The sequence below is a fragment of the Gryllotalpicola protaetiae genome (assembly GCF_003627055.1).
In the GTDB taxonomy this organism is placed as follows: domain Bacteria; phylum Actinomycetota; class Actinomycetes; order Actinomycetales; family Microbacteriaceae; genus Gryllotalpicola; species Gryllotalpicola protaetiae.
Genome location: NZ_CP032624.1, coordinates 1,232,994 through 1,245,713 on the forward strand (window position 1 = coordinate 1,232,994; position 12,720 = coordinate 1,245,713).

Consider the following 12,720-nt stretch of genomic DNA (forward strand, 5'->3'; position numbering starts at 1 on the left):
GATGTTGCTGTCTCGCGTTCATCGACCAAGCCTTAATCGCGGCCAGACCGGCGGCTACGGGCTCGAATCCCGCTCGTCGCGCCGAGAACCGCGGCCGAACAAGCGGCTACGCGCAACATTGCGATTCCCCAGCTATCAATCTGCCTCGAAAATGAGCCGACGTCGGCCATTCCTTGACACTGCGCGCCCATTGTATACAGTCGTATGCGGACCCGGGTTGCAACAAGGAGGTTGTGATGGGTATGAGTGTGGGGCGCCGGTGGCGGCGCTGGGTGGTCGCGGGGATGCTGCCTGTGGCCGCGGCGGTGTTGGCGGCGTGCTCGCAGGCGGCCTCGACGCCGGCGGCGAGCTCGGCGGCGCCGAGCGTGTCGGCCACGCCGGACTCCGCGGCGGAGCAGGCGCTGATCGCGCAGGCCAAGCAGGGCGGGAAGGTGCAGCTGTACACCTCGGTGGACCCGACGACGGCCGCGACGCTCGCGAACCAGTTCCAGCAGCTCTACGGCATCCCGGTGCAGGTCACCCGCCTGGTCTCCGGCCCGCTGGTGGCCCGCTACACGGCCGAGGCGCAGGCCGGCAAACCGGTCGCGGACGTGGTGATCGCCGCGAACGAGCCGTTCTTCGCCGACGGGCTCAGCAAGGGCTGGCTGCTGCCGATGACGAGCGCGCAGGTGCCGAACATCGCCCAGCTGCCCAAGACGTTCCAGTACGACGGCTCGGTGGGAGTCGGCACCTCCCGGCTCAGCGGCCTGGCGGTGAACACCCAGCTGGTGACCTCCGGCGCCCCGACGACCTGGCAGCAGCTCACCGACGCGAAGTGGAAGGGCAAGATGGTCACCGACGACCCGCGCACCATCCCCGTCGTCCTGGCCCAGTGGCAGGCGCTGGACAAGAAGCTCGGCGACTCCTACCTGCAGAAGATCGCCCAGCAGGACGTGGAATGGGCCCCCTCCCTGGTCACCGGCGTCCAGGAGGTCGCCGCCGGGGAGAAGACCCTCGCGTTCGGCATCAACCAGGGCCACGTCTCGCCCCTGATCAGCACCGCCCCCAACGCGCCGGTCACCCAGCCGATCACCTACCTCAAACCCGTCGACGTCGGCTTCGCGTGGAACGCCGGAGTCTCCGCCCACTCCGGCAACCCCGCCGGCGGACGCCTGTTCATCAACTGGCTCCTGACCGACCAAGGCCAACAACTCTTCAACGGCGCCACCCTCTCCCCCTCCGTCCTACCCGCCGTCACCATCCCCGGCGCACCCCCCATCACCAAAGACTTCGTCGACCTCACCACCAACGAGAACATCCCCACCACCGAAGAAACCCGCATCCTCAACCTCCTCGGACTCAACAAATGACAACGCCCACCGCACTGCTCGATCGCCCGACCGCCGACCAGACCGACGCCGTCATCCGGATCCGAGGGCTCGCGAAGTCCTACACCAAAGCGCGAACCCCGCACAGCGGCGACGACTGGGCGCTGAAAGACATCGACCTGGATGTGCGCCAAGGCGAGTTCCTCGTCCTGCTCGGTCCCAGCGGGTGCGGGAAGACGACCCTGCTGCGGTCGATCGCAGGCCTCGAAGAGCCGGAGAGCGGCTCGATTCAGATCGCGGGCGAGGACGTCTACGACGCGAGCCGCCATCTAAGCACGGATGCGAAACGCCGGCCGGTCAGCATGATCTTCCAGTCGTACGCGCTCTGGCCGCACATGACGGCCGCGCGGAACGTCGCGTTCCCGTTGAAATGCGCGGGGGTGAAGCGCTCGGAGATCCCGGCTCGCGTCCGTGACATCCTCGAGAAAGTCGGCATCGGTCACCTCAGCGACCGCTACCCGGGCCAGATGAGCGGCGGCCAGCAGCAGCGCCTCGCCCTTGCGCGAGCCCTCGTCGTGGGGCGTCGGATCGTGCTGTTCGACGAGCCGCTCTCCAACGTCGACGCACAGGTTCGCGAGCGACTGCGACTGGAGCTGATCCGCATGCAGCGTGCGCTGGACTTCACAGCCATCTACGTCACCCACGACCAGGGCGAGGCGATGGAGCTCGCCGACAGGATCGCCGTGATGTCGCTTGGGCGCATCGCCCAACTCGGCCGCCCGTCCGAGATGTACCACCGCCCCGCGGACATCCATGTGGCGCGCTTCCTCGGCCAGAGCAACGAACTCCCGTTCACGGTGGAGGCCACACCCGACGGGACGATTGCCGGCGCAGGCACTTTCGGCGGTATCCGGCTGCACACGACACAGCGCGAGACCGGGTTGGGCGATGGCGAGAAAGCCGTCGCCTTCGGTCGCCCGGAGCACTTCACCGTCAGCGCGGGAAGGCCGGCACAGGAATCCGATCTCAACACCTGGGCGGGGACCCTCGAGGCGATCCGGTTCCTCGGCTCGCACACCGAGGCGGTCGTCCAGGTTGGCGCGATCAGGATGCGGGTCTGGGTGCACCCCGACCGCGATGGGAACCTGCCCGCCGGTCTCGAGGACGGCGCGCCCGTCACCGTGTTCATCGATCCCAGACACCTGACCGTGATGAGGGAGGCGTGATGGCTGCACCGCGCAGTTCGAGCGCGCTCACCGCCCACCTTCGACGGGTCAGCGGATTCCAGGTGGTGAGCCTCGTGGTCGCGGCCATCGTCGTCGGCACTCTGGCAGTCACGATCGTGCGTCTGGCCGTGTGGACCTGGCAGAAGTACGGACTGGGGATCGGCCACTTCTACGCCACGCAGGTGTTCGGCAACCCCGTGATGGTCAAGACGATCATCGACACCCTCGTGATCGTCGGCGTCTCGTGCGCGCTCGCGACGGTGATCGCCGGAATCCTGGCGTGGCTCAACGAGCGCACGGACGCCTCGATCGGAATCGTCGGTCGAGTGCTCCCCCTGGTGCCTTTCCTTATGCCGGCGATCTCATTCCCGCTCGGCTGGGTCTTCCTGACGGCGCCGTCGTCCGGCCTCATCAACGTTCTCCTGAGGCAGCTGCTCGGGAGTGTCGGCGTGAAGCTCATCACAGGCCCGATCAACATCTACTCCTGGTACGGGATGATCTTCCTCTACACGGTGTTCCTCAGCGGCTTCGCGTACCTGGTGCTCTCGAGCTCGATGCGCACGCTCGACCGCGGCCTCGAGGAAGCGGCTCGGATGGCGGGCGCCGGCCCCGTGAAGATCCTCTTCCGCATCACCCTTCCGGCTCTGCGACCGGCGATGGTCACGGCCTACTTCCTCTGCGCGATCGTCGGACTCATCATGGTCGCCGTGCCGGTGACGGTCAGCACCCATGCGAACATCCCGGTCCTGTCGGTGACGCTGGTGAATCTCGTCACCACGACAACACCGCCGGCGTACGCCGACGCTTTCCTGGTCGGTCTGCTGCTCCTGGTCCCGATCATCGGGCTCTGGCTGCTGCAGCGGAACAGCGCGGCCAACGGCCGCATTGCGGTCATCGGCGGAAAGGCGTCGGGCGAAGCGCGCCTTGCTCTCGGGCGCGGCGGCAAGTTCCTCGGCCGACTGATCTTCGTCGTCTACGTCGCGGTCACCGTCGCGTTCCCGCTGCTCGGACTGCTCTACGTCTCGGGCGTGAGCTTCTGGTCGCTTGTGCTGCCCCTGACGTGGAATCCGATCCCGAACGTGAAGCTCGTCTTCTCGAACCCGGTGGCGTCGCAGGCGATCCTGTGGTCGCTGCTGCTGGGCGTCGGCGGTGGCTTGATCATGATCGCGGTGGCGCATGTGCTCAGCTACAGCCAACGGCTGTTCCCGCGGGCCGGGCGGGTCGTTGACGCACTGGTCAAGAGCCCCGTCGTCATCGCGCAGATCCTTATCGCGGTCGCGATCCTCGTGACCTTCGGCGGCGCCCCCTTCCATCTGGAGGGCACGACCTGGATCATCCTGATCGGCTATCTGCTGGTGTTCCTGCCGTTCTCGTCCGTGTTGACGACCGGCGCACACCAAGAGATCGGGAGCGACGTCATCGAGGCCGCGACGATGGCCGGGTCGTCTGACGCCCGCACCTTCCGCAGCATCGTGACGCCGCTCACTCGGCCGGCGCTCGTTGCCGGATTCCTGCTGATGTTCGTGCTGGTGGCGGGCGAGAACAACATCTCGCTGATCCTCGCGAGCACCACGAGGCCGGTCGTCGGCTATGTGATGGTCGACCTGTTCAACTTCGGATCCTTCCCGCAGGTGGCGAGCATGGCGCTCGTCGTCACACTGGTGAACCTTGTGTTCGTCAGCCTGTTCATGCTGATCTTCGGCTCACGGCTGCCCTTCGCGCAGCGCTGGCCGATCCGCCTGCTTCGGCGCCGCGACAGGGTGGGCGAAGCGCCGGGGCGCGTGGCCCCGAAACAGGAAGCGGCCACGGTCACCCGCTGAGGGCGGGGCTCGCGGCCTCGGGCCAGGGGGCTCAGGCCGGCCGGAACCGCAGCAGCGCGGTGCCGGCGCCGGTGTCGGCGAAGACCGCCCGGACGGGGAGGTCGATCTCGACCGCATCGGGGTCGACGCCGACGATGTTGGTGAGCACCCGCGGGCCCTCATCGAGCTCGACGTATGCCAGCACGAACGGTGACGCCTCGCGGAAGGCTCCGTCGCCTCGACGGTTCACGCTGAAGCTGTAGATCCGCCCACTCCCCGTCGCCGTGAACCACTCGAGCCCACTGCTCGAACAGCTCGGACAGAGGCCGCGGGGGTACCACACGACCGTGCCGCATTGCCCGCAACGCTGCAGGCGCAGTTCGCCGCGAGCCGTCCCCTCCCAGAACGGCGCCGCTTCCGGCGAGATATCGGGCGTCGGAGCCGGGAGCTGCCCGCTCATGCGTCCTCACCTCCCAGAATGACGGTCGCGCTGCCCATTCGACTCCCGATCGAGCCCCCCGTGCCATGCGCAAGCGCGAGCTCGCAGTCGGGGACCTGCACCTCCGGCGCAGCTTCCCCGCGCAGTTGGCGCACCGCTTCGATCACTTTCGTCATCCCGCCGCGATTCGCCGGATGGTTGTTGCAGAGCCCGCCGCCATCGGTGTTGAACGGCAGCCGGCCGTATGGCGCCTGCAGCGCACCGTCTTCCACGAAGCGACCGCCGTCGCCCTTTTCGCAGAAGCCGAGATCCTCGATGGCTTCCAGTGCGGTGATCGTGAACGAGTCGTAGATCGAGGCGTAATCGATGTCAGCAGGCGAGAGCCCCGCTTCCTCGAATGCGCGTGGCCCGGAGAACCGTGCACCCGTGTAGCTCAGATCGATGCGTCCGTTGTCTGTGTGCTTCGCGGCTTCCCCGTGGCCAAGAACCTTCACGCTGCGTCGCGGCAGGTCCCGCGCGATCTCAGAGCTGACGACAACGAGCGCGCCGCCACCATCGGTGATGACGCAGCAGTCCAGCAAGTGCAGCGGGTCCGCGACCATGCGCGAGTCGAGCACCTCGTCGACGGTCACCGGCTTCCGGAGGAACGCGTTCGGGTTGTACTGAGCGTGGTGTGCCGCCGCGACCTTGATCTCGGCCAGCTGCCGCGACGTCGTTCCGTACTCGTACATGTGGCGCCGCGCCGCCATGGCGTACATCGACACCGTGGTCGGCCCGAACGGAAGCTCGAAGGGCGCCTCTGGGGCCGCGGGACCGCGCATGCTTCCTCCCGGAGGGGCACCGCCCGTTCGCGGCTTTCCCGCGAGCGAGATGACCGCGACCGAGCACTTCCCGGCGGCGATCGCTGCGGCGGCGTGCCCCACGTGAGAGACATAGGACGCGCCGCCCATCTCCGAGGTGTCGAGGAACGATGGGTGCAGCCCGATGTACTCGCACAAGGTCACGGCTCCGAAGCCCGGCGCGTCCATCGCGCAGAAGTATCCGTCGACGTCTGCCAACTCCAGACCCGCGTCGCGCAACGCACCCACGACGACCTCGGCATGGATCTGTGCGATCGACGCGCCTGGGATCTCGCGGAGCGGGTGCTCGAATGCGCCGACGATGTGCGCTTTGCCCCTGATCGACATCTGTCCCCTTCCGGAATCCATGCGTATACGTGAGTATACAGTCAAGCTGGATCGGTTCGACAAGGAGGCAGGATGCTGTCGACAGGGGAAATGGGCGCCCTCGCGACACCGCGGACCGTAGCCGTGGTCGGGGCGTCGCGGGATGAGACGAAGCTCTCGGGCAAGACGGTCGCCTACCTGCGCAGATTCGGCTTCTCCGGCCGCATCATTCCGGTCTCGCGGTCCGCCGGCGTCGTTGCCGGCATCCCCACGGTCCCCGCTCTGACCGCCTCGGACGGCGTGGAACTCGCCATCCTCGCCGTACCCGCCGATCATGTCGCCGACCAGCTCGAGATGTGCCGCACCGCCGGCGTCACGGCGACCGTCGTGTTTGCGGGCGGCTTCGGGGAGCTCGGCGAGCGCGGTGCGGCCAACGAGGCGGCGCTGCGCGGCATCCCCGGCATCGGCGTGGGCGGAATGCGTGTCGTGGGCCCCAACTGCCTGGGCTTCGTGCACCCGGAGACCGGGGTCATGGCGACCTTCGGCAGCGTCCTCGACGACTTCGAGCCGGCGCCGGGGAACGCCGCGCTCGTCACCCGCAGCGGCGGCTTCGGCTCCGGTGTGCTCGGCGCAGCCAATGCCGCCGGGCTCGGCTGCTCGTGGTGGGTCAGCACCGGGAACGAGTTCGACGTCACACTCGCCGAGATGCTCGAGTCGCTGGTCGAGCAGGACGATGTCGAGCGCCTGCTCGTGTGCAGCGAGGGGCTCACTGCGGGCGACGCCTTCGTCAGGGCGGCGCGGCGTGCACAGCAGCTGTCCAAACCGATCGTCATGCTCGACACGGGCCGGTCGACACACGGGGCGCGCGCGGCCGCTTCGCACACGGGCACGGCGGCGGGGCAGCACCGGGTATTCGAGTCCATCGCCGACGAGCTCGGGGTGATCAGGGTGCGCAGCCTGCAGAGCCTGCTCGACGCCGGCCGCGCACTCGCGGCACACCCGCATGGCGCCCGCGCGGGTGCCACGATCGTCACGGTTTCAGGCGGTTCGGGGGTGCTCGCCGCTGATGCGAGCGCGGATGCGGGGCTTGCACTCGCGAGTTGGGACGCGCCCTGGCGCGAACGGCTCGCCAGGGGCCTGCCCCCACTCGCCTCGACGGCCAACCCGGTAGACGTGACCGCAACATCGGACAGCAGGGCGTTCGAGCACGCGGTGCGCACCGCAGCCAGTCATCCCGACACCGGCGTCATCGTCGCGCTGCTCGCCAACCGACGACGCGACGAGGCAGAACGGGTGAAGATCCTCACGGAAGCACAGGCTGCGAGCGACACACCGATCGTCGTGTCATGGGTAGGCGCGTCGGCAGGCCTCGAGTCGCAGCTGGCCGCAGCGCACGTGCCCGCCTTCCCCGACCCGACCCGAGCGGTGGATGCGGCGGCCGTCCTGGTCACGGCAGGCGCCCTCGCGGCGCTCGGTGAGCGCGATGACGCCGAGGCGCATTCGCACGCGATCGACCGTCGTCGCGAGCTCGCCGCCGCCCAGGCACTCGCGGACAGGTCCCGGTGGGTCCCGCGTGCGGATGGGTCGCTGCTTCTCACGGACGAGGCCAGCCGAGAGCTGCTGGCGGCATACGGCGTCACCACTCCTCATGAGCGCACGGTCGACAACGCCGCCGAGGCGCTTCGCGCCGCGGAGCTGCTCGGCTACCCGGTCGTCCTCAAAGCCCGATCGACAGAGCTGCTCCATCGCAGCGCTGCCGGGCTGGTGCGAACGGGGATCAGCAATGGCGACGAACTGCGCTCCGCGATCGACGCGCTGCGCGGCCTGAGCAGCGGACGGCTGGGACGCGGCGGCCTCGTGGTCCAGCAGCAGGTGGGCGCCGGGTGCGAGCTGCTTGCAGGCATCACACGGGACCCTGCCTTCGGCACCGTCATGCTGATCGCGAGCGGCGGCGTGCTCACGGAGCTCATCGACGACGGGATGGCTCTCCTGCCGCCCGCGTCGCCCTCGCACGCCGAACGCGTCGCGGCCGAGTTGCGCGCCGTGAGGCATCCGCTCGACAGCTCGACTTCAGCCGCGGCGATCGCAAGCTCTGCAGCCGAGACGCTCGCCGCGATCTCACGGCTGGCCGCCGACTGTCGCGACATCGTCGCCGAAGCCGATTTCAATCCGCTGATCGTCTCGCCAGACGGAACGGGGCGGCTCATCGCGACCGCAGTCGACTGGGTGGTGCTCGGCGATCCGGCCGCAACAGGTTGACCTCTTGCGGTTTGTATACAGTCGTGTACAGTCATATTCAAGGCTGGATCAGACAGCCCCGGGAGACTCGATGACGAGCCCCGGAGGACCGGAGAATGAGGAACCGGGATGGACGAAGTCAAAGTCGACGTCGAGCAGGACGGGGCCGTCCGACGCATCACGATCAACCGCCCCGACAAGCGCAATGCGCTCTCACGCGCAATGTTCGCGGAGCTTGAGGGGCTGTTCCGTCAGCCGCCGCCCGCCGGCGAACGTGTGACGGTCATCCAGACCGTCGGGCACGTCTTCTGCTCAGGCATCGACTTGAACGAACGGCTCGCCCAAGGCGCCCCGCCGCTCGACGACCTGTGCGAGGCGATCTCCTCCTACCCGCTTCCCGTGGTCGCGATCATGCAGGGCGACGCGATCGCGGGCGGAGCGTTCCTCGCACTCGCCTGCGACTTCGTGGTCGCCGCAGAGAAAGCGCGGCTATGGGTCTCGCTCGTCCAGATCGGCCTCGCGCCGCCGTGGCCGCTGACGCGTCGGCTCGCCGAGCTGGCCGGCCCGGCATTCGCCCGCCAGCTCGTGCTGCTGGGCGATCCTGTGGAGGCGTCGCGGCTGGCCGCCGCCAACATGATCGCGTCTGCGGTGCCTGCCGAAGACCTCTCGGCCGAAGCCGAGCGCATCATCGGTCGCCTGGCCCAGAACGCACCGCTCTCCCTTCGAGCCATCAAGGCGACGCTGGCTGCGAAGGACTATGCAGAGCTCGACCACGACAACGTGGTCGAGCTGATTCACACGGCGCGTGACAGCGAGGACGGCCGCGAAGGCGTGAAGGCGCGGCTCGAACGACGGATGCCCGTGTATGCCGGCAAATGACCTGAACGGGCGCCGCGGCGACTTCGCCGCGGCGCCCGCCCTCAGCGGGATCCGCGTGCTGGATTTCACGCGCTTCGTTTCCGGACCGTACACGACGATGCTCATGGCTGACGCCGGCGCCGACGTCGTGAAGGTCGAGCCGATCGGCGGCGAGGCGACGCGGTTCCTCGACCCCAAGATCGAGACTCCCGATGGAGAGGCATCCGGCTACTTCCACCGCTTCAATCGCAGCAAGCGCAGCCTGTGCGTCGATTTCCGTTCCACGGAAGGCCGCGACCTGCTGCTGCGGATGATTCCCCAGTTCGACGTCATCGTCGAGAACTTCCGCCCCGGCGTGCTCGACGCGCTCGGCCTCGGCTACGACGTCGTCAGCGAGATCGCGCCGGGGCTCATCTATTGCTCGATCTCCGGTTTCGGCCAGACGGCGGGACCTCACCGCTCCGACCCGGCGTTCGCGATTCTCGCCGAGGTGTCTGCGGGCGTGGTCGGACGCACGAATCGCCTCGATGAGCCGCCGGTGCGCCTGTCCGCGCCGATCGGCGACCTCTACCCTGCGGCAATGGCGGTCGCCGGCGTCAGCATGGCGCTGTTCCGCCGCGAGCGCACCGGCGAGGGCGCGCACATCGACGTGGCCATGTTCGATGCCCTCGTGTCGCTCAACGAGAACGCGATCACGATGTCCGCGACGACTGGCCGCGAGGTGCGCCCGGCCGGGCGCCTGACGTATACGGCGCCCTTCGGCATCTTCGAGGCTGCGGACGGATACATCTGCATCGCTGTGCTCGGCGACAAGGTCTGGCACAGGTTCTGCGAGGCCATCGGGCGGCCGGAACTGGCCGAGGCATCCGACCTCGACACCGGAACCAAGCGCGCGGCCTCGATGGACGGGCGCCTCGGTACTGCCCTCGCCGACTGGCTGAGCTCGCGCACCCGGCAGCAGGCCGTCGACGAGCTGCTCGCCGGCGGAGTTCCTGCAGGGCCGGTGTCCACCCCGTTCGACATCATCGATTCCCCGCAGGCCGTCGCACGCGAGCTCATCTGGGATGTGCCCTCGTACACGGGTGCCGTCGTGCGGACGCCCGGCAGCCCGATCAGGATCGAGCCGGGCGGCTTCGCCACACCAGGCCGGGTACCAGCGGCGGGCGAGCACACCAGGGAGCTCCTCGAGTCGATCGCGGGGCTCGACGACGCCGAGATCGACCGGCTCGAGCGGGCCGGTGTCATCGCGTCGTGGTCGCCCAGCCGTCAGGAGAGCACGGTATGACGGCGGCCGCCGCGCTGCGGGTCGGCCTGGTCGGCTGCGGGAACATGGGCGCGGCCATCGCGGAGACCCTGGCCGCGAAATGTTCGCTGTCGGTGTTCGACCTCGACCGCGACCGGCGCGGGACCGTGTCTGAGAAGACCGGTGCAGCCGAGGTGTCGAGCCTGGTCGGGCTCGTCCCCGCAGCCGACTTCTTCGTCCTCTCGCTGCCATCGCCATCGATTTCCGCCGCGGTGATCGACGAGCTCCTGCCTGAGCTCGCTCCCGGCGCTGTGATCATCGAGACCAGCACCGTCTCGCCCTCAGACGTCGTCGCCGCACACACGCGCTGCGCGGCGCGGGGCATCCCGCTCGTCGACGCCGCGATCCTCTCCGGCGTCGCGCAGATGGCGCAGGGCGCGTCCACCCTGCTGATCGGTGGCGACGATGACGACGTGAGAGCAGCCGGACCGGTACTCGATGCCCTGACTGCCGATCAGCTTCGCTTCGGAGCCCCAGGTGGTGGCATGGCGGCGAAGATCGGCAACAATGCGGTGTCGCACGCCGTCATGGTGGTTCTCGTGGAGTCGGCGACCATGCTGGCCGCGTCAGGGGTTCCGCTCGAGTCCTTCGGTGCCCTGCTCGGTCGACCCGACGCCGGTCTTCTCCGACCGCTCACCCATCGGCTGATGGAGCGGGTGGCCGCAGGCGACTATGCAGGCGGGATGCCGATGGAGGCGGCGCGGAAGGATTCGACCCTGGCGCTTGCGCTCGCCCAGAAGAACGGCGTTCCTCTGTTCGGCGTCCAGGCAGCCCACACCGTGTACGAGATCGCCGTCTCGCACGGCCTGGGTCGTGACGACTATGCGGCGATCGCATCACTATGGGAGGGATGGACGGGAACGACCTTGCGCACGGGAGCGGCCAAGCCCGGGGAGCCCGCGTGAGCGCCGAGGTCCAGGCGACGCCGGTCGTGCAGACATCAGTTGGGACCGTGGAAGGGACCGTGCGTGACGGTGTCGCACAGTTCCTCGGCATCCCCTACGGCAGTCCGCCGGTCGGCGAGCTGCGCTTCCGCCCGCCCGAGCCTGCTCCCCCGTGGGGCGGCATTCGGTCGGCCACGACCTATGGGCCCTCGAGCTACCCGACGCTGACCGACGCCGACCGTGAATACTTCCCGAACTCGCGGCTGTGGAGCGTCTACGCCGGCTACGACGCCTCCATACCTTTCCACGAGGACTGCCTGCGACTCAACGTGTGGACATCGGCAGGCGGGACCTCGAACCGCCCGGTGCTGGTGTGGCTGCATGGCGGCGGATTCTCGTGGGGCTCCGGGTCGAGCCCGCTCACCACAGGAGACCGGCTCGCCCGCGACCACGGCCTGGTCGTCGTCACCGTCAACCATCGCTTGGGCGTGCTCGGGTACCTCCACGTCGACGGCGAGGACGACTCCGCGATCGCCGGCCTGCTGGATCTTCGCCTCGCCCTCGAGTGGGTCAGAGACAACATCGCCGCGTTCGGCGGCGACCCGCACAATGTCACGATCGCCGGCCATTCGGGCGGTGCATCCAAGGTCGCCTGCCTGCTTGCCCTCCCGGCCGCTCGTGGGCTGTTCCAGCGAGCGATCATCATGAGCGGCGTCGTGACGCTGCGCTCGATGACTTTGGAAGAGGCGCAGATTCAGGCCGATGCGCTCTGGGGGAAGGCGGGTCTCCCCACAGGCGACATCGGTGCTCTGAGACGGATGCCTGCCGCGGAACTGTGCCGCGTCGCTGGCGGCCTCCGCTTCCGGCCTGCGGTTGGTGAGCCCGGCATGCCAGTGCACCCGTTCGACGACGCCGCGGCACCGTCGGCCTCCGGCATCCCGCTGCTCACCGGAGTCGCGAAGGACGACGCCGCGACCTTCAAGTGGGATTCGGACCCGAGCTTCGCCGGGATCGGCGAGGCCGAGCTGCACCGAAGGGTGCTCGGCCTCCCCGGGGTCACCGGTGCGGTCCACGCCCGGACGCTGATCGATCACGCGCGCGCGCAGCGCCCCGGAGCCACTTCGGCGCGGCTGCTCGTCGACATCTCCACGCGCGGCCTGCGCGAGCGCACAGAGCGGATGCTGGAACTGAAAGACGCCCAGAGCCCCGCGGCCATCTGGGACTACGAGTTCGCGCACGACATCGTGATGCCCGCAGAGACCGCCTTCGCCGGTGAGCCGATGGCGCCGCACGGCGCTGAATTGCCGTTCATGTTCGACCTGCCCGGCCACGAGTGGCTGGTCGGCGCCGGACCCGCGCGCGAAGTGCTGTCGCGGGTGATGAGTGGGTACTGGTCGAACTTCGTCCGCACGGGCGACCCCAACGGCGCCGGCCTTCCGCCGTGGGACCAGTGGACCGCCGAGATCCCGCGGATCCAACTGCTGACCTGATGCGCCCGGA

10 protein-coding genes are annotated in these 12,720 nt (G+C 68.7%); 8 read left to right on the forward strand and 2 right to left on the reverse strand.

Annotated features, from left to right (window positions below; all coding sequences use genetic code 11):
- Positions 1-236: 236 nt before the first annotated feature.
- From D7I44_RS06095 to D7I44_RS06105, 3 genes are read left to right on the forward strand one after another with little or no spacing between them, the layout of a single operon-like run.
- Positions 237-1,349, forward strand: coding sequence for an ABC transporter substrate-binding protein (locus D7I44_RS06095; RefSeq protein WP_162940084.1), 1,113 nt, complete (start codon positions 237-239; stop codon positions 1,347-1,349).
- Positions 1,346-2,533 carry an ABC transporter ATP-binding protein gene (locus D7I44_RS06100; RefSeq protein ID WP_120788672.1) on the forward strand — a complete coding sequence of 396 codons (1,188 nt, stop codon included), beginning with the start codon at positions 1,346-1,348 and terminating at the stop codon, positions 2,531-2,533. Before D7I44_RS06095 ends, D7I44_RS06100 begins: the two co-directional genes overlap by 4 nt.
- On the forward strand, positions 2,533-4,353 hold the full coding sequence (locus D7I44_RS06105; protein ID WP_120788673.1) for an ABC transporter permease: 1,821 nt from the start codon (positions 2,533-2,535) through the stop codon (positions 4,351-4,353). The genes D7I44_RS06100 and D7I44_RS06105 overlap by 1 nt, the downstream gene beginning before the upstream one ends.
- A 31-nt stretch (positions 4,354-4,384) precedes the next feature.
- Here D7I44_RS06105 and D7I44_RS06110 read toward each other — a convergent pair whose 3' ends face one another.
- Complete coding sequence (locus D7I44_RS06110; RefSeq protein ID WP_120788674.1) at positions 4,385-4,792, reverse strand: Zn-ribbon domain-containing OB-fold protein; 408 nt, start codon at positions 4,790-4,792, stop codon at positions 4,385-4,387.
- Positions 4,789-6,021 carry a thiolase domain-containing protein gene (locus tag D7I44_RS06115; protein WP_245980057.1) on the reverse strand — a complete coding sequence of 411 codons (1,233 nt, stop codon included), beginning with the start codon at positions 6,019-6,021 and terminating at the stop codon, positions 4,789-4,791. The genes D7I44_RS06110 and D7I44_RS06115 overlap by 4 nt, the downstream gene beginning before the upstream one ends.
- A gap of 9 nt (positions 6,022-6,030) precedes the next feature.
- Between D7I44_RS06115 and D7I44_RS06120 the strand changes: the two genes are divergently transcribed.
- From D7I44_RS06120 to D7I44_RS06140, 5 genes are all read left to right on the forward strand, one after another.
- Positions 6,031-8,196, forward strand: coding sequence for an acetate--CoA ligase family protein (locus D7I44_RS06120; RefSeq protein WP_120788676.1), 2,166 nt, complete (start codon positions 6,031-6,033; stop codon positions 8,194-8,196).
- Between the two features lie 108 nt (positions 8,197-8,304).
- Complete coding sequence (locus D7I44_RS06125; RefSeq protein ID WP_120788677.1) at positions 8,305-9,054, forward strand: enoyl-CoA hydratase/isomerase family protein; 750 nt, start codon at positions 8,305-8,307, stop codon at positions 9,052-9,054.
- Entirely contained in the window at positions 9,041-10,318 is a 1,278-nt protein-coding gene (locus D7I44_RS06130) for a CaiB/BaiF CoA transferase family protein (protein WP_120788678.1), read from the forward strand. The genes D7I44_RS06125 and D7I44_RS06130 overlap by 14 nt, the downstream gene beginning before the upstream one ends.
- Positions 10,315-11,241: an NAD(P)-dependent oxidoreductase gene (locus tag D7I44_RS06135; RefSeq protein ID WP_120788679.1), complete on the forward strand. Its 927-nt coding sequence runs from the start codon at positions 10,315-10,317 to the stop codon at positions 11,239-11,241. Before D7I44_RS06130 ends, D7I44_RS06135 begins: the two co-directional genes overlap by 4 nt.
- Positions 11,238-12,710, forward strand: coding sequence for a carboxylesterase/lipase family protein (locus D7I44_RS06140; protein WP_162940085.1), 1,473 nt, complete (start codon positions 11,238-11,240; stop codon positions 12,708-12,710). Before D7I44_RS06135 ends, D7I44_RS06140 begins: the two co-directional genes overlap by 4 nt.
- Positions 12,711-12,720: the final 10 nt, after the last annotated feature.

Coding starts and splice junctions, on each gene's coding strand:
- D7I44_RS06125 (WP_120788677.1), top strand. CDS start 8,305: ATGGACGAAGTCAAAGTCGACGTCGAGCAGGACGGGGCCGTCCGACGC.
- D7I44_RS06130 (WP_120788678.1), top strand. CDS start 9,041: ATGCCGGCAAATGACCTGAACGGGCGCCGCGGCGACTTCGCCGCGGCG.
- D7I44_RS06135 (WP_120788679.1), top strand. CDS start 10,315: ATGACGGCGGCCGCCGCGCTGCGGGTCGGCCTGGTCGGCTGCGGGAAC.
- D7I44_RS06120 (WP_120788676.1), top strand. CDS start 6,031: ATGCTGTCGACAGGGGAAATGGGCGCCCTCGCGACACCGCGGACCGTA.
- D7I44_RS06100 (WP_120788672.1), top strand. CDS start 1,346: ATGACAACGCCCACCGCACTGCTCGATCGCCCGACCGCCGACCAGACC.
- D7I44_RS06095 (WP_162940084.1), top strand. CDS start 237: ATGGGTATGAGTGTGGGGCGCCGGTGGCGGCGCTGGGTGGTCGCGGGG.
- D7I44_RS06110 (WP_120788674.1), bottom strand. CDS start 4,792: ATGAGCGGGCAGCTCCCGGCTCCGACGCCCGATATCTCGCCGGAAGCG.
- D7I44_RS06105 (WP_120788673.1), top strand. CDS start 2,533: ATGGCTGCACCGCGCAGTTCGAGCGCGCTCACCGCCCACCTTCGACGG.